Here is a 14,504-nt window from a genome sequence, read left to right on the forward strand (position 1 = left end):
CCGCTCATTATCCCGAGGACATCTATCATGCAACTGCAAGCGATCCAGCAATTTCTCGAAACCCCGTTCGACGGCTTCCAGGTCGAGGTCGATGCGGCCCGTGAGCGCGCCGATATCATCCTCAACCGTGCGCCGCTGAACGTCATCTCCATGGGCCAGCGCGACCAGCTGCGCCAGGTCTTCGAAGCGCTTGACGCACATCCGCAGGTGCGCGTCATCGTGCTGCGCGCGGTGGGCGAGCACTTCTCCAGCGGCGGCGACATCAAGGGCTTCCTCGAGGCCTCGCCGGAGCACGTCTCCAAACTGGCCTGGAACGTCGCCGCACCGGCGCGCTGCGAGAAGCCGGTGATCGCCGTCAACCGTGGCTACACCTTCGGCGTTGGTTTCGAGCTGTCGCTGGCCTGCGATTTCCGTATCGCCTCGGAGACTACTCGCTACGCATTGCCCGAGCAGAATCTCGGGCAGATCCCCGGCTCCGGTGGCTCGGCGCGCCTGCAGAAGATCATCGGTGTGGCCCGCACCAAGCACATGGTCATGCGTGCCAAACGCATCAGCGGCGAACAGGCCTACGAGTGGGGTATCGCCACCGAGTGCGTGGCGGACGCCAGGCTGGAAAGCACGGTAGACGCGCTGGTCGATGAACTGCGGCGCTTCTCGCCGCTGGCCCAGCGCACGGCCAAGCGGTTGATCAACGACAACGAAGACGCGCCGCTGAGCGTGGCCATCGAGATGGAAGGCCACTGCTACAGCCGCCTGCGCAGCTCGTATGATTTCAAAGAAGGCGTCGAGGCGTTCCACAGCAAGCGGCCGGCGGTATTCCGCGGCGAGTGATCTTCCCGTCGGGGCTTGCCTGCGGCAGGCCTCGGCAGACAACGGCCATACCGCAGTACAATAACAATCGCGGAGAACGGGTCATGCCTGGCAATAAAGCGAACACTGTCTTTGCACCACCTTCCGACGCCTCATCGGGCTACTCACTCCGAGAGGCATTCAACCTCAAGTCGGTCAGCGCCGGGGTAGTAGCCGCGCTGTTCGGCTGTTCCGGGCCGGCGCTGATCGTCATCAGCGCCGCCGAAGCCGGCCATTTGAGCGATGGCCAGACGGTTGCCTGGCTATTCGCCATCTACGTCCTCGGCGGACTGATCAGCATCGGCATGGCGCTGCGCTACCGCCAGCCGATCTGCGGCGCTTATTCGATTCCTGGCGCGGCGATCTTGATCGCGGCACTTGGCGGTCTGGATTTTCGCCAGGCGGTCGGCGCTTTCATCATGAGCGGTGCGCTGGTCTTGCTGCTCGGCTTGAGCGGGGTGATCGGCAAGTTGATGCGCTGGCTGCCGATGCCCATCGTCATGGCGATGATCGCCGGGGCGATGATCCGCTTCGGCGTCGGCGCGGTAGATGCAGTCGGCAGCGCTCCGCTGATGGCCGGTCTGGCGGCGCTGACCTTCTTCCTGGTCATGCGCTTCGTCAAGGCGGTGCCGCCGGTCCTGGCTGCCGGGGTGGTGGGGTTCGCCGCGGCCTTGGCTCTGGGCCTGCTGAAGCCGGCAGAAGTGGATATCGCCTTCGTCATGCCGGCTTTCACCACGCCCATGTTCACCCTGGCTACCTTCTTCGCCATATCGGTGCCGCTGGCGGCGCTGGTAATCGGTGCCGAGAATGCCCAGGCCACCGGTGTGCTGATGGTCGAGGGCTACAAGCCACCGGTCAATGCGATGACCGTGGTGAGCGGCGTGGGCGGCATGGTGGCAGGGCTGTTGGGCGGGCATAACGCCAATATCGCCGGGCCAATGACGGCGATCTGCAGTTCCGAGCAGGCCGGCGACGATCCGCGTCAACGCTACGGGGCGACCCTGGTCAATGGCGTGCTGTTCGCCCTGTTTGGCGTATTCGCCGGTGTCGCCGTGCCGTTCATCCTCGCCTTGCCGCGTGAGTTGATCCTGGTGGTCGCCGGCCTGGCGATGATCGGCGTTTTGCTCAGCTCGTTGCAGCAGGCCTTCCACAAAGAGACCGGTTGCCAGATCGGTGCATTCGTCGCCCTGGTGGTGGCCATGAGCAAGTTCAGCCTGTTCGGTATCAGCGCGCCGTTCTGGGCGCTGGTGATCGGCGTGGCGGTGTCCTGGTTGCTCGGCGAGTTGCACCGTGAGCGGGCCGCCTAGAGTCGCGTTGCCGTCGGCCAGTAACGACAAACCGCGCACTTCTTAAACGCTGTACCTCTCAAGAGTTCCCACTGCCACACATGGACCTGCAAGAGGCCCGTGGGAACTCTTTCGCCTAAAAATCTAATAAGAAAGAGAGCTTACAACAATGGCCTTTCCCTTAACTCGCCCATGCCAACCCACCCATTGGCTGTTCTACACCGGTTTGCTGCTGGGGTTGCCGTTCCAGGTTTTGGCTGCCGAAAGCGATCTTTTCAAGGACGCCACGGCGACCCTGCAAGCACGCAATTACTACTTCAGTCGCGACTTCTCCGACATCGTCGGGCCGAACCAGCAGTCCAAGGCCGAGGAGTGGGCCCAGGGTTTCATCCTCAATGTCAAATCCGGCTACACTCCGGGCACCGTGGGCTTTGGCGTGGATGCTTTGGGCCTGCTGGGGATCAAGCTCGATAGCAGCACGGATCGGGTCAATACCGGCCTGCTGCCGGTGACCGACGAGGGCAGGGCGGCCGATGACTACAGCCGCCTGGGGGCGGCACTGAAGGTCAAATTGTCGAAGACCGAGCTGAAGATCGGCGAACAGCAGCTGATGCTGCCGGTGCTGTACTTCGGCGATATCCGCCTGCTGCCGCCGACCTACCAGGGCGCCAGTATCGTCTCCAGCGAGATCGCCGGCCTGACCCTGCAGGGCGGCCAGCTGCGCTCCACCAGCCTGCGCAACGAGGCCGGTGACGAGGAACTGGGCGCCATGCTCGGTTTCGTCCCGCTGCGCAATGCCGGCGGGCTGATCACCACGGACCGCTTCAACTATGCCGGCGCCGACTACGCCTTCAACGCCAACCGTACCTCGGTCGGTGCCTGGTATGCGCAGCTGGAAGACCTCTACAACCAGCACTTCTTCAGCCTCAAGCACAGCGAGCCGCTCGGTGACTGGGGGCTCGGCGCCAACCTGGGCTATTTCGGCTCGGCTGAGGACGGCGAGCAACTGGCGGGCGAGATCGACAACCAGGCCGTTTATTCCCTGCTCTCGGCTAAGCATGGCGGCCATACCGTCTATCTCGGCTATCAGGCCATGTTCGGCGATCACGGTCTGCCGCGGGTGTTCGCCAACGTCAGCCCACTGGGTAACGAGGTGCCAACCTTGACCTTCGACTCGGCTGACGAGCGTTCCTGGCAACTGCGCTACGACTACGACTTCGCCGCCATGGGCGTGCCGGGCCTTGTCGCCGGGGTGCGCTACCTGACTGGCGACAACGTCGACACCGGCCGCGGTTTCGAGGGCAAGGAGTGGGAGCGCGACCTGGACGTCGGCTACGTGGTGCAGAGCGGTTCGCTCAAAGGCCTGGGGGTGAGGGTGCGCAACGCCACCGCGCGGTCCAACTACCGCACCGACATCGATGAGAACCGTCTGATCCTTAGCTACACCCTGACGTTATTTTGAGCCCTTCCCGGTATCCCGGGTGTCAGACGAAAAGGCAAATCGGCGGACGTGAAGATCAATATTCCATGGGCTGGGCAAGGCGCGCGGTATCCGCGATCCATAGTCTGTCTGTACGGCGGCAGATTGATGAAGTGCTGCAACGAAAACACGCAGGCTTCACCGGGAGGTTTCCCGCACTAGCACATGCCCGGGTTAGTGCGGAACGGCCTGCAAGTCTGCTCGCTTCAATGCCGGGGCTTGGGTGATGTCATCGTTACGGGGTACTGGAATCATGCGCCATCTCGATCTACAGGTTGTCAGCCAGGCGCTCGAATGGGCTCGTGCCGGTCGTGCGTTGTGGTTCTGTACGGTACTCTCGACCTATGGCTCGGCACCGCGAGCGCCGGGGGCGGTGCTGGTCGCTAGCGGTGCTGGTGAGCATGTCGGCTCGCTCTCCGGCGGTTGTGTCGAGGAAGAGTTCCTCGCCAGCATGGCGCGTGGCGAGTTGCGCGAGCCGGCGCAGATTGTCCGCTACGGTGACAGCGCCGAGCAAAGCCGTCGCCTGCGCCTGCCGTGCGGTGGGGTGCTGGTGGTGCTGGTGGAGCACCGCGCGGCCAGCGGCGAGTGGGTCGAGCACCTGAAAGATCTGCAGGCGGCATTGCTCGGCCAGTATCGCCTAGTGCGTCATGTCGACCTTACCAGTGGTGCGCTGCGCCTGGAACCGGAAGCCAACCAGGGTAGCGAACGGGTGCAAGTCGTCGATGAAACGGTGCGCATTCATGTCGGCCCGGTCCTGCGCCTGATTCTCGCCGGGCTCTCGCCGGTGGCCGAGGCCTGCGCCGCTTTTGCCCGTGCCATCGGCTGTGAGGTGATCGCCTGTGATCCCCGTGAGGAGGTCGAGCACATCGTGCTCGACGGCGTGGAGATGCAGCGCGTGCTGCCCTCGTTGTTTATCGCTGCCGGAGGCTGCCACGCCGCCACCGCGGTGGTGGCGTTGACCCATGATCCGCGTATCGACGACCTGGCCCTGATGGAGGCGGTGCACACCCCGGCGTTCTACATTGGCGCCATGGGCTCACAGGCCACCTCGGCCAAGCGCGCCGAGCGGCTCAAGCGCGTTGGCGGCCTGTCCAACGAGCAGATCGCGCGCCTGCACATGCCCATCGGTCTGGATCTGGGCAGTAAGGCACCGGCGGAAATAGCCCTGGCAGTGATGGCGGATGTCCTGCGCGTATACCACGGTAGGGAGCGTCATGCCTTGTGATCAGGTCATTGCCCTGGCGCTGGCGCTATTCCTCGGCGATATGCCCTGGATCGGCGCTGCGACTCAGAGGTACTTGTGCGTCAAGGTGAATTGGTCAAATATTGCTCAGTCGCATAATCGACGCTATGCAGGACATTCGGGGTTGTTCGGCCGAGATTGCTGGCCAGCGCTGCGGGAAGTCGATGGCGATAGCGGTGCCCGTGAGCTCCTCCGTGAGAAAGAAGCGTCCTGCGTGATTGTCGACGTGGAGGATCCAGGTCTCCACCAGGATATTGATACGCCTGCCCACCTTCGGCTAACCGCCTCGGGATAAATCTTCTAAGACGGCGCAGATAGAACCAAGCGCTGCGGACAACGCTCATCCTGCGGATGAGGGAGAACAGCTTATGTCAGTCGCACAACGCGTATTTCATGGCAATTTCGGCCGAGTTGCCTTGTTGAACATGAATAAACCCTTAGTCATGCATACCCATTCGGAATGCCATGTGCTGGTGAAAGTGGCGGGTGACGACACCTTCTTCAACGTCCGTGGCCGTCAGGTGCCGCTGACCGACCGCAATGCTGTCTTGGTCAACGCCTGGGAACCGCATTATTTCGATTATCAGGCAGGTGCCGGCAATACCTTGATTCTGGCTCTGTATATCGAGCCGGCTTGGCTTGCCACCGCGCAACAGTCCCTAGCCTTGAGCAGTCGTCCAGACTTTTTTGCGCAATCCTCCATGGAACTGAGCACGCAAAACCGCAATCTGGCGGATCGTTTGATTGCTGAAATGCACAGCCCCGACCTGGTTCCGCAGGAGCGTATCGAGTTTTACTTGTTCGACTTCCTCATCCAGCTGATCGAAGACTCCTCGCAGTGGCGGCATCTCTGTCGGATGGGCGTTCGCACCGCCCATGAATACCGCGACGCGCGGGTGCGCAAAGGTACCGACTATTTGCTCAATCACTTGGATGACCTGGCGCCAATCGACAATGCGGCCAAATTCTGTGGACTGTCACGCGCGCACTTCTATTCCCTGTTTCGCAAGGACACCGGAATGACACCGAACCTGCTGCTCAACGCGGCGAGGATGCGGCGTGCCTTTTCCTGGCTCGACAGCGAGCGTAGTGGCACCCTGGGCTTGCTTTCCGAGTCATTGGGGTTCTCCGAGCAGGGGCATTTCACGCGCTTCTTCAAGCACCATATCGGCGCCTCGCCGAGCCAGTACCAGCGGGTAGTGGACAGTTACCTGCATTCCTGAGCCATAGATCGTTGGCTTTGAGTAGAAGGGACGGTTGCCGGAGCTGAGTGCACACGGTTATTGAATTGAAGCGTGTAGCTGCTGCCGGTCGTGGCCGGCCAGAGTTGACTCGAAACAACCGCTCGTGGTGTATGCGAACTTGTGGCAACTCAGTATTGATCTCATAGGCCACTCCAGGCTCACCCCCGCGAACTGGCGCAGGATGGTTGTCCCGTAAAGAGCTCCCTCCATCGCTGGGTCGCTGTAGCCGAACCAGTTTTGCATCAAATGCACTACCTCTGAGGCCCCAGGCAGCTCCGCATGGGGTCTCAGCGTGGGGGCGGCGGGGGGCGCCGAGGACTATCAGGATGAAAGTAGCTCGCGAAACATCCAGCACTGTACTGAACACGCTTGGGCCCAGGCCGAGCAAGTGGCCTGGAATCCCGATCACGGAGGTGAGAGCGTTCCTGGAGAAGCAAGGCCTCAGGTACTCAGTGGCCTTACAGGATGAGTGTCTAAGACGCTTCCAGCGTCAGAAATCCCCACCGCCGCCCCCATGTCTCGGTGGAGGTTTCTTGCACATTCGCGTGCCCGTCGAGAAGGGCTTTAGCCTGAACTTTTTTATTGAGAGCGGCGTGCATTTCGATCTTCTTTTTAATGGCGAGCACAACCTAGAGCAGTATCTGGTCCGCGTGCCCCACACGGGACCATGACTCCAAGCCACCGCATCATGGTTTTCTTGCAAATCAGGTCGCTCATAGCTGTTGCTCCATTGGCCGGAAGTCGGCGAAGTACTGAGTGATCTTCTCGCGGCAGGTCATGGCGCCAGGGCTGGCGCAGTGGCCCACGTGCTTGTGGGCGTCACGGAGCAGGGACTCGAGGGTGGCGATGCGGTTGGCGGCCAGCTGTGCTTCGATCTGACGCATGGCGGGGGATACGTCGAGGCTCATGGATTCCTTCCTTCGGACGATCGATGTCCGTATCAATAGGGTTTGTGTTGTTCGCGGTGGACCGCCCAGCGCAGGCTGTCTCGATCAACCTTCAGGTAGTCGGCGATCGACTGCCAGCCGAGGCCATGGCCGCGCATCTCAATGGCTGTCGCTACAGATTCCGCAGGGATCTTCCGGCGGTTGTTGCTCAGGCCGCCGAGCTCCAGGTTGCGTATCCAATCCTTCAGCAGCTTCCAGTCGCAGCCGAGGCCCAACGCGATGCGCTTCCAGGAGCAGTCGGACTGGCGCAGTTCATAGGCCATGACCAGCTCTGAAAGCGGCATGGAGAATTCAGACATGGCAAAGCCCTCCCTGGCGGTAACGCCAAGCTGAGTAGGTAGGGGACGGATCAGGACGCGGGTTGGTTCTGTGCGCGTTCGCGGGTGGCGCTGGCCCATTCGCCGCACTTGGAGCAGATCGGGGTGACGTGCTCCAGGCTGGGCTCCCATTCACTGGGGGTGACACTGCGCTCTTCGAAGGGGCATTCCGACACAGGGCGCATGCTGCGGCGGCAGATGGTCGGGGTCATCGCCTGTTCCTGCCTCCGCCGGCCTTCAGCGATGCGTCGTGGTTGGCCTGGCGGAACTCGCTGCAGATGACGACCGCATCGGCACCGTCTAGCCGGTGTACCGGCATGGTGTGAAAGGGAAGGGCGGAGCAGTCGTCGTCGCGCTTGGCGCAGGCGCTGCACCGGCAACCTTTGGGGTAGTAGTTGGTCATGGCGACCCTTTTGCCGTAATGGCGTTATGACATTGAGTGGTCTATTTGTTGGGTGTCCGGCATGGCGTCGGAAAGGAGAAAACGATGGATCGCAGCTACGTCTACCAGCAGTTCATCGGCAGGTACCCGGACGCAGAAGAACACGCCTTCGAGGTTGGCCACCGTCGTCTCTGCTCCGTCATGGTGGGATTGTTCTATGGCGTAGTGGAGGTTGTGTTTGTGGGGGTGTATCTCTCTGACGGCTGCTTCAAATCGGAGCATCTGTATTTCGAGAAAGATTTGTGTGAAGCGCTCGATGTCATTCGCATAGATCCAGAAGATGCCCTGCAGTTCGGCAAGCAGCGCGCTACGACTATGTGCCGTAGATGTGGTCATGCTTGATCCAGGTCGAGCGATGCCGGGCCAATGGTGCAGCTGACCAGTGGGATGGGGCGCCAAGGCTTACTTGCTCAGCGTGAAGTTTGTGCATGGAGGGAAGCAAAAGTGCTCGGCCGGTTGTCTGAGGTTCCGCTGGGCCAGGTGCTATTCGGAAAGCACGCTGACGCGCCGGCTTTCTCTTGGCATCTCGGAATCGAGGTTTTGGAATGAAGGTAGGACCGTTGCTGGGCATGTTTCTCGTACTTGCCGCTGTTGGCACCACTGCGGGGGATGCCCTGGCTGATCATCGGCGGGATCGAGGTGACGGCGATTGGGCTGACGAATACAGGGACGGTCCTTGCCGGGTCAGGGAGGTGTCCGATGATGGTTACTACAGGAAAGTGATCAAGTGTCCGCACGGCCGCGGCAAGACTTGGCGGCGTGGCGAATGGCACCGCGATTTCCGGGATGGTCCGTGCCGGGTGAGTATCGACGCCTCGCGCGAGGTGTACAGGAAAGAGGTGAGATGCAGAGGGCGTGATTACGATTGACGGGCTGCATCGGGCTTGTGACGTTCAGTTCAGGCTTCGGCGAACCAGGCTGTTCCCGGCTTCCCTCGCGGTAACCCCTCTCCCAGAGGGGGAGGGGCTTTTATGCCAAGGGCCGCAAGGCGGCCCTCAATGCCCATTACTCACTTGCCGTCAGAGCACTTGCCGCAGGAAGCTCTGCGCGCGCGGGTCTTGGGGCTGGGCGAAGAATTGCGCGGGCGGCGCGTCTTCCAGCAGCTTGCCGTGGTCGAAGAACAGCACGCGGTCGGCCACTTCACGGGCGAAGCCCATCTCGTGGGTGACGCAGACCATGGTCATGCCTTCCTGAGCCAGGGTCTTCATGACGTCGAGCACCTCGCCGACCATTTCCGGGTCCAACGCCGAAGTGGGCTCGTCGAACAGCATCACTTTCGGTTCCATGCACAGGGCTCGGGCGATGGCCACGCGCTGCTGCTGGCCGCCAGAGAGGCGCGAGGGGTACTCGTTGGCCTTCTGCGCGATGCCGACCTTGGCCAGCAGCGCGCGGGCCTTGTCCTCACGCTCGGCCTTGCCGCGCTTGCGCACCACCTTCTGGGCCAGGCAGAGGTTTTCCAGCACGGTCATGTGCGGGAATAGGTTGAAGTGTTGGAACACCATGCCCACCTCACGGCGGTAGGCGTTCACGTCGGTCTTCGGGTCGGCCAGGTCGACGCCGTCGATGATCACCGAGCCGGAGTCCAGCTCCTCCAGACCGTTCAGGCAGCGCAGGAAGGTGGACTTGCCGGAGCCGGATGGCCCCAGCACGACCAGCACTTCACCCCGGGCTACCGAGGTGCCAACGTTGTCCACCGCGCGGACCAGCTGGCCGCGGGCATTGAAGGTTTTTACCAGGTTATGGACTTCAATCACTTTGCGCGAGCCTCCGCTCCAGACGATTGGCGATTTGCGACAGGGGCAGGTTGATGAGCAAGTAGAGCGCGGCGACGCAGAACCAGATCTCGAAGGTCGAGAAGGATGTGGTGATTGCCTCGCGACCGCTTTTGGTCAGTTCGGTAATGGCGATCACCGAGACCAGCGAGGTGTCCTTGACCAGGCTGATGAACTGCCCGGCCAGTGGCGGCAGCACGCGCTTGAGCGCCTGCGGCAGGATCACGTGGCGCATCGACTGCCCGGCGGTGAGGCCCAGAGAGCGAGCGGCCTCGTTCTGCCCGCGGGCGATGGACTGCACGCCGGCGCGGATGATTTCGCCAACGTAGGCACCGGTGAACAGTGCCAGCGCCGCCACCCCGGCGAACTCGCGGGACAGGTTCAGCACCGTGCCGATGAAGAAGTAGAAAATGAAGATCTGCACCAGCAGCGGCGTGCCGCGCACCAATTCGACATAAACGGTGGACAGGTCACGCAGGGTCGGGTTTTTCGACAGGCGGCAGAGGCCGGTGAACAGGCCGATCATCAGGCCCAGAGCGCCGGATAGCACGGAAATCCACAGGGTGGTCCAGAGCCCCCAGAACAATGGCCCGGCGGCCCAGTGGCGGGTCACACCTACCACATCGCCCTCGGACACATCGTCGCCCTGTGAAACCTGAAGGCTGTCATGCGCAACCAACAGTACCTGCTTGGCTCCCTCATCCCCGACCAGTGTCACGCGGGCATTAGTGCCTTGTTTCTCGATCGCTTCGACCCGAGCGTAGCCGGCGGCACGCTGGGAGTCCTGGGCCTCGTAGGCGAAATACTGCGGTACGCGGTTCCAGCGCCACTCGTAGGACATCAGCGAGGTGGAATACCAGAGGCCGTAGGCCAGTGCGATCAGGATCAGACCTGTCAGAAGGTGCCATGGCAGCGGGCTGGTTCCTTGTGTACGTATCCCCGTGGTGCGTTTCGTGAGCGCTTGCCAAGGCAATTGGAGTCTTTTTTGCGTATTCATGGAGAGATCTCAGCCTCAGGCTTCAAGGTTGCAATCGGCTGGGACCTGATATTCATGCGGCCCCGCCGAGTGCCGTGCTTCTTATTCCATTTCCTTGAGCCAGTCCGTGCTCTTGAACCACTTGGCATGGATGCGCGCATAGCTGCCGTCTTCCTTGGCCTGGCGCAGGTAGTTATTGATCCAGTTGAGGCTGTCGTAATCAGCTTTCTTCAGGCCGAAGGCCAGGGGCTCGTAGGTGAAGGGCTCTTCGAGGAACACCAGCTTGCCGGCGCCGGCCTTGTTCACTGCGACCACGTTGTAGGGCGCGTCGTAGATGAAGGCATCGGCCTTGCCGTTGACCACGTCCATCACCGCTTCCTGCTCGTTCTCGAAGCCGTGGTACTGGGCCTTGGCGATCAGTTTCTTGGCGACCATTTCGCCGGTGGTGCCGACCTTCGAGGTGATGCGGTACTGGGCGTCGTTGAGGTCCTTGTAGGACTTGATCTTGCCTTGCAGCTCCTTGCGGATCAGCAGGGTCTGGCCGACCACGATGAAGGGCTCGGAGAAGTTGATGCGCAGGTTGCGCTCCTGGGTCAGGGTCATGCCGGAGCCGATCATGTCGAACTTGTCGGTCAGCAGCGCCGGAATGATGCCGTCGTAGCTGGTGGACACCAGCTCCAGCTTCACGCCCATCGACTTGGCCATGGCCTTCAGCAGGTCGACTTCGAAGCCGATGATCTCACCGCGCTTGTTGGTCATCTCGAAGGGCATGTAGGTGGGGTCCATGCCGACCCGCAGGGTGCCGCGCTTGACCGCATCGTCGATGGCGCCAGCGTGTGCCAGACCGGTGAGCGTGCAGGCTGAAAGCAAAAGCATCGAGAGGATTTTTCTCATGGGCATCTCTTCTTGTTGTACAGGCAGGGTATTTGTGTGGACACGTCATTAAATGACAGGACCTGTATATACAATGCAAGGCGCGGACCAACTCTGCGGGTCATGCTGAAACCCTTGCTCATACGGGGCGGCGGCGAATGCTGGTGGTAACTTCCTGGTGTTGGAAACCACAGCTTGCTACTTGGCGTTACTGCTGATGGGTATTTTTTTCTCGCTCGGCATATCTCCGCCCATGGATTGCTACCGCCCGGCAGAGGTGCCTGGTACGAATCGCTCGGCGTTCGGTGGCCTCAAGTGCCTTCAAGGCTTGAGACGGTGGCCTGCTTTAAAGAAAACAGTCTAATAATCGCCTGGCGAGGACGAGGGGGGTTGCTATCTTTAATTCAGTAGGTGGGTACGCAGACTGATGCGCAAGTGGATAGCAAGGAAACGTGGGGCGCGTTCCCAAGGGTACACGGTTAGAAAGATCTCCAAGATGAGACCCAGCCCTTACGCCGTGTGAAGCAGAAGAGGTCAAATCTTTTCTGTCAGAGTCCTGATAAACCTTGCAAGCCGGAGACCAGCGCCGGCCACCTACTAACAATGACCCAAAGCCCGCCGCGCGCGGGCTTTTCTTTGTCGGATGCCGGGCCATCATGATGTGAATTGATTGGCTCACGGGGCGTCGGCAAGTCACTCCCCGTCGTGTCATGGCGAGCGTCCCTGCCAGACGGAGCGGGTAGAGCTTCCGGCTAACCAACGAGGCAGGTAGCATGGCACTTCTGTCGGGCCTTTCATGCAAGATTGTATGTGGGGTCTGAAGCCGCAGTGCGGTTGCTCTGTAATATTGGTTGGGCAGTTCAGCCATGGAGGGACCTGAGTTACTCAGGGGAATGAGAGGAGTCGAATGGAATCGAAAGAACAGCAACTCGTGCGTTTGCTTAGCCTGGCAACGCGCAGTCTTACGCACCTCACTGCAGCAATGAGTGAGATGTCGTTCGAGATGATGCGCAGTGAGGACCCTGCTGTAAAAAGTGCAGGAAGCCGGATGATCGATCATCTGGCGGCCATTGGCGCAGGGCTCGACCAGCACTGGTCGATGCTCGCTGCTTACAGTGACAAGCCGCTTCCCTACGAAACCAACGAGGCTCTGGTCGAGGTCGAGCTCACGGATGTGGTGGCCTTGCCTTGAGCCGGCGCCCCGATCCTTTGCTGCCACCCTTGAGTTTTTCGCGCTTCTTGCCTCTGTCATCTGTATGCCACCGCCTGGTCATCTGGAATATCCGCAATATCTGGTCTAGATGCCAAAATTGGAGGTTTTGCGGTGCGCCTGAGCGTGATCGGTGCCAGGTATCGGGTGGGCGCGGTTCCGCCTGCCGAACTTCGAGCCAATCCGCGGTCTTATGCGCATGCCCGCGATCTTCCATGGACGTAACCTTTTCGAGCTGGCGTATGCGCTGGATGGGGTTTCAGCTATCGGGGCATTGAACGGCCCACAAGTGGGCATTGTAAGGCGTGTGCCGCGTGATTAGACTGCGCGCCAATTTGCCAACCCTTCAACATTTCAAGGTACGAAATGATCAAGAAATGCCTGTTCCCTGCTGCTGGTTACGGTACTCGCTTCCTGCCAGCAACCAAGGCGATGCCCAAGGAAATGCTGCCAGTGGTAAACAAACCACTGATCCAGTACGGCGTTGAAGAGGCCCTCGACGCTGGTCTCAATGAGATTTCCATCGTTACCGGTCGTGGCAAGCGTGCTCTCGAAGACCACTTCGACATCAGCTACGAGCTGGAACATCAGATTCGCGGTACCGACAAGGAGAAATACCTGGTCGGCATCCGTCGCCTGATCGACGAGTGCAGCTTCTCCTACACCCGTCAGGTCGAAATGAAGGGCCTGGGCCACGCCATCCTCAGCGGTCGCCCACTGATCGGTGATGAGCCGTTTGCCGTGGTGCTGGCCGATGACCTGTGCCTGAACCTCGGCGGCGATGGCGTACTGACCCAGATGGTGAAGCTGTACAACCAGTTCCGTTGCTCCATCGTCGCCATTCAGGAAGTGCCGCCGGAGGAAACCTCCAAGTACGGCGTGATCTCCGGCGAGATGATCCGTGACGACATCTACCGTGTGAACAGCATGGTCGAGAAGCCCAAGCCGGAAGATGCCCCGTCCAACCTGGCAATCATTGGTCGTTACATCCTCACTCCCGACATCTTCCAACTGATCGAGGAGACCGAGCCGGGCAAAGGCGGTGAAATCCAGATCACCGACGCGCTGATGAAGCAGGCCCAGGACGGTTGCGTATTGGCTTACAAATTCAAGGGCAAGCGCTTCGACTGCGGTGGTGCGGAAGGCTATATCGACGCCACCAACTACTGCTTCGAGAACCTCTACAAGACCGGCAAGGCTTACTGATCGATCTTGTCGATGAATGAAAGAGCCCCGCAATGCGGGGCTCTTTCATTTGAAGGGGCTGGGGTAATCGTCTTGCCCGCCATTGCTGCGAAAGCGTGTGGATGCGAACTCGTTCGTAAAGCAGGCCGCCGGTCTGCCCATCAACCTTTATTGGGGCTGCTGCCCGACTCCGCTCAGGGTATCGGTAATGCTTCCGAACCTGGACCCAGGGGCTGGCCGTAGCTGAACTCCACGTAGTTCCCGGCAGGATCACGCAGGCCGCAGTAATAGCCGACGGGGTACGGCTCGTCCCTAGGGGGCCAGATCAGGCAGCCGGCGGCTTCGGCCTGCGCAGCGATGGCGTCGACGCTCTCGCGGCTTTCAACGGCGAATCCGAAGTGGCTGTAGTCGTCTGTTGCCAGGTGCCGGTCCTGGCCGCCCGGCATGATCACCAGGATGAACTGGTGTTCCTTGCCCGGCTCGGCCATCCAGACAATCCTCGACCCTTTGCCGGCGCGCTCGTGGATGACCCGCATCCCGCAGAACGTCGCATAGAAGTCGATGCAGGGCTGCAGCTGTGGAACGTGCAGCGCGATATGGGTCAGGGTGGGGCGCATAGGCAGTCCTCCTTCGATGATCCAAGGATAGGCTCGGCAACTGGCCAGAGACAGATCTTCCGG

Annotated in this window: 17 protein-coding genes and 1 pseudogene; 8 read left to right on the forward strand and 10 right to left on the reverse strand. The window is 60.8% G+C overall.

Annotated features, from left to right (window positions below):
• The first annotated feature begins 27 nt into the window (after positions 1 to 27).
• From OXH74_RS18690 to OXH74_RS18715, 6 genes are all read left to right on the forward strand, one after another.
• Entirely contained in the window at positions 28 to 831 is an 804-nt protein-coding gene (locus OXH74_RS18690) for an enoyl-CoA hydratase/isomerase family protein (RefSeq protein WP_375738296.1), read from the forward strand.
• Between the two features lie 83 nt (positions 832 to 914).
• Positions 915 to 2,156, forward strand: a complete 1,242-nt coding sequence (locus tag OXH74_RS18695; RefSeq protein ID WP_375738297.1) for a benzoate/H(+) symporter BenE family transporter — start codon at positions 915 to 917, stop codon at positions 2,154 to 2,156.
• A 148-nt stretch (positions 2,157 to 2,304) separates the two neighbouring features.
• Complete coding sequence (locus tag OXH74_RS18700) at positions 2,305 to 3,597, forward strand: OprD family porin (protein WP_375738298.1); 1,293 nt, start codon at positions 2,305 to 2,307, stop codon at positions 3,595 to 3,597.
• Between the two features lie 271 nt (positions 3,598 to 3,868).
• Positions 3,869 to 4,840 (forward strand): XdhC family protein, encoded by a 972-nt coding sequence (locus OXH74_RS18705; protein WP_375738299.1) that lies wholly within the window; start codon positions 3,869 to 3,871, stop codon positions 4,838 to 4,840.
• Positions 4,830 to 5,153 carry an NTP transferase domain-containing protein gene (locus OXH74_RS18710; RefSeq protein ID WP_375738300.1) on the forward strand — a complete coding sequence of 108 codons (324 nt, stop codon included), beginning with the start codon at positions 4,830 to 4,832 and terminating at the stop codon, positions 5,151 to 5,153. Before OXH74_RS18705 ends, OXH74_RS18710 begins: the two co-directional genes overlap by 11 nt.
• Before the next feature lie 73 nt (positions 5,154 to 5,226).
• Positions 5,227 to 6,081 carry an AraC family transcriptional regulator gene (locus OXH74_RS18715; RefSeq protein ID WP_375738301.1) on the forward strand — a complete coding sequence of 285 codons (855 nt, stop codon included), beginning with the start codon at positions 5,227 to 5,229 and terminating at the stop codon, positions 6,079 to 6,081.
• A gap of 171 nt (positions 6,082 to 6,252) precedes the next feature.
• Here the strand turns inward: OXH74_RS18715 and OXH74_RS18720 are convergent.
• The 9 genes and pseudogenes from OXH74_RS18720 to OXH74_RS18760 form a co-directional block, all read right to left on the reverse strand.
• Positions 6,253 to 6,354: pseudogene (locus OXH74_RS18720) on the reverse strand (IS5/IS1182 family transposase); the annotation flags it as partial.
• Positions 6,355 to 6,815: 461 nt separating this feature from the next.
• Entirely contained in the window at positions 6,816 to 7,010 is a 195-nt protein-coding gene (locus OXH74_RS18725; RefSeq protein ID WP_375738302.1) for a hypothetical protein, read from the reverse strand.
• Positions 7,011 to 7,042: 32 nt separating this feature from the next.
• Positions 7,043 to 7,348, reverse strand: a complete 306-nt coding sequence (locus OXH74_RS18730; RefSeq protein WP_375738303.1) for a hypothetical protein — start codon at positions 7,346 to 7,348, stop codon at positions 7,043 to 7,045.
• A gap of 50 nt (positions 7,349 to 7,398) precedes the next feature.
• Entirely contained in the window at positions 7,399 to 7,578 is a 180-nt protein-coding gene (locus OXH74_RS18735) for a hypothetical protein (protein WP_375738304.1), read from the reverse strand.
• Complete coding sequence (locus OXH74_RS18740; protein WP_375738305.1) at positions 7,575 to 7,769, reverse strand: hypothetical protein; 195 nt, start codon at positions 7,767 to 7,769, stop codon at positions 7,575 to 7,577. Before OXH74_RS18740 ends, OXH74_RS18735 begins: the two co-directional genes overlap by 4 nt.
• 24 nt (positions 7,770 to 7,793) lie before the next feature.
• Positions 7,794 to 8,144: a hypothetical protein gene (locus tag OXH74_RS18745; protein ID WP_375738306.1), complete on the reverse strand. Its 351-nt coding sequence runs from the start codon at positions 8,142 to 8,144 to the stop codon at positions 7,794 to 7,796.
• A 683-nt stretch (positions 8,145 to 8,827) separates the two neighbouring features.
• Complete coding sequence (locus tag OXH74_RS18750) at positions 8,828 to 9,562, reverse strand: amino acid ABC transporter ATP-binding protein (protein ID WP_375738307.1); 735 nt, start codon at positions 9,560 to 9,562, stop codon at positions 8,828 to 8,830.
• Positions 9,555 to 10,577, reverse strand: coding sequence for an amino acid ABC transporter permease (locus tag OXH74_RS18755; RefSeq protein WP_375738308.1), 1,023 nt, complete (start codon positions 10,575 to 10,577; stop codon positions 9,555 to 9,557). The genes OXH74_RS18750 and OXH74_RS18755 overlap by 8 nt, the downstream gene beginning before the upstream one ends.
• A gap of 81 nt (positions 10,578 to 10,658) precedes the next feature.
• Complete coding sequence (locus OXH74_RS18760) at positions 10,659 to 11,450, reverse strand: transporter substrate-binding domain-containing protein (RefSeq protein WP_375738309.1); 792 nt, start codon at positions 11,448 to 11,450, stop codon at positions 10,659 to 10,661.
• 886 nt (positions 11,451 to 12,336) lie between these two features.
• Between OXH74_RS18760 and OXH74_RS18765 the strand changes: the two genes are divergently transcribed.
• Together OXH74_RS18765 and galU are read left to right on the forward strand one after the other, a co-directional pair.
• On the forward strand, positions 12,337 to 12,621 hold the full coding sequence (locus OXH74_RS18765) for a hypothetical protein (RefSeq protein ID WP_375738310.1): 285 nt from the start codon (positions 12,337 to 12,339) through the stop codon (positions 12,619 to 12,621).
• A gap of 384 nt (positions 12,622 to 13,005) precedes the next feature.
• On the forward strand, positions 13,006 to 13,845 hold the full coding sequence (gene galU, locus OXH74_RS18770) for a UTP--glucose-1-phosphate uridylyltransferase GalU (protein WP_215369890.1): 840 nt from the start codon (positions 13,006 to 13,008) through the stop codon (positions 13,843 to 13,845).
• A 173-nt stretch (positions 13,846 to 14,018) separates the two neighbouring features.
• On the opposite strand, the gene OXH74_RS18775 is transcribed toward galU, so the two are convergent.
• On the reverse strand, positions 14,019 to 14,441 hold the full coding sequence (locus OXH74_RS18775; RefSeq protein WP_375738311.1) for a VOC family protein: 423 nt from the start codon (positions 14,439 to 14,441) through the stop codon (positions 14,019 to 14,021).
• Positions 14,442 to 14,504 lie beyond the last annotated feature (63 nt).

It is taken from the genome of Metapseudomonas boanensis (assembly GCF_042232855.1).
In the GTDB taxonomy this organism is placed as follows: domain Bacteria; phylum Pseudomonadota; class Gammaproteobacteria; order Pseudomonadales; family Pseudomonadaceae; genus Metapseudomonas; species Metapseudomonas boanensis.

What these genes read in the sequence shown, in the direction of transcription:
- OXH74_RS18690 (WP_375738296.1), top strand. Translation starts at nt 28, where the DNA reads ATGCAACTGCAAGCGATCCAGCAATTTCTCGAAACCCCGTTCGACGGC.
- OXH74_RS18775 (WP_375738311.1), bottom strand. Translation starts at nt 14,441, where the DNA reads ATGCGCCCCACCCTGACCCATATCGCGCTGCACGTTCCACAGCTGCAG.
- OXH74_RS18700 (WP_375738298.1), top strand. Translation starts at nt 2,305, where the DNA reads ATGGCCTTTCCCTTAACTCGCCCATGCCAACCCACCCATTGGCTGTTC.
- OXH74_RS18730 (WP_375738303.1), bottom strand. Translation starts at nt 7,348, where the DNA reads ATGTCTGAATTCTCCATGCCGCTTTCAGAGCTGGTCATGGCCTATGAA.
- OXH74_RS18695 (WP_375738297.1), top strand. Translation starts at nt 915, where the DNA reads ATGCCTGGCAATAAAGCGAACACTGTCTTTGCACCACCTTCCGACGCC.
- OXH74_RS18735 (WP_375738304.1), bottom strand. Translation starts at nt 7,578, where the DNA reads ATGACCCCGACCATCTGCCGCCGCAGCATGCGCCCTGTGTCGGAATGC.
- OXH74_RS18710 (WP_375738300.1), top strand. Translation starts at nt 4,830, where the DNA reads ATGCCTTGTGATCAGGTCATTGCCCTGGCGCTGGCGCTATTCCTCGGC.
- OXH74_RS18705 (WP_375738299.1), top strand. Translation starts at nt 3,869, where the DNA reads ATGCGCCATCTCGATCTACAGGTTGTCAGCCAGGCGCTCGAATGGGCT.
- galU (WP_215369890.1), top strand. Translation starts at nt 13,006, where the DNA reads ATGATCAAGAAATGCCTGTTCCCTGCTGCTGGTTACGGTACTCGCTTC.
- OXH74_RS18755 (WP_375738308.1), bottom strand. Translation starts at nt 10,577, where the DNA reads ATGAATACGCAAAAAAGACTCCAATTGCCTTGGCAAGCGCTCACGAAA.
- OXH74_RS18745 (WP_375738306.1), bottom strand. Translation starts at nt 8,144, where the DNA reads ATGACCACATCTACGGCACATAGTCGTAGCGCGCTGCTTGCCGAACTG.
- OXH74_RS18715 (WP_375738301.1), top strand. Translation starts at nt 5,227, where the DNA reads ATGTCAGTCGCACAACGCGTATTTCATGGCAATTTCGGCCGAGTTGCC.
- OXH74_RS18765 (WP_375738310.1), top strand. Translation starts at nt 12,337, where the DNA reads ATGGAATCGAAAGAACAGCAACTCGTGCGTTTGCTTAGCCTGGCAACG.
- OXH74_RS18760 (WP_375738309.1), bottom strand. Translation starts at nt 11,450, where the DNA reads ATGAGAAAAATCCTCTCGATGCTTTTGCTTTCAGCCTGCACGCTCACC.
- OXH74_RS18740 (WP_375738305.1), bottom strand. Translation starts at nt 7,769, where the DNA reads ATGACCAACTACTACCCCAAAGGTTGCCGGTGCAGCGCCTGCGCCAAG.
- OXH74_RS18725 (WP_375738302.1), bottom strand. Translation starts at nt 7,010, where the DNA reads ATGAGCCTCGACGTATCCCCCGCCATGCGTCAGATCGAAGCACAGCTG.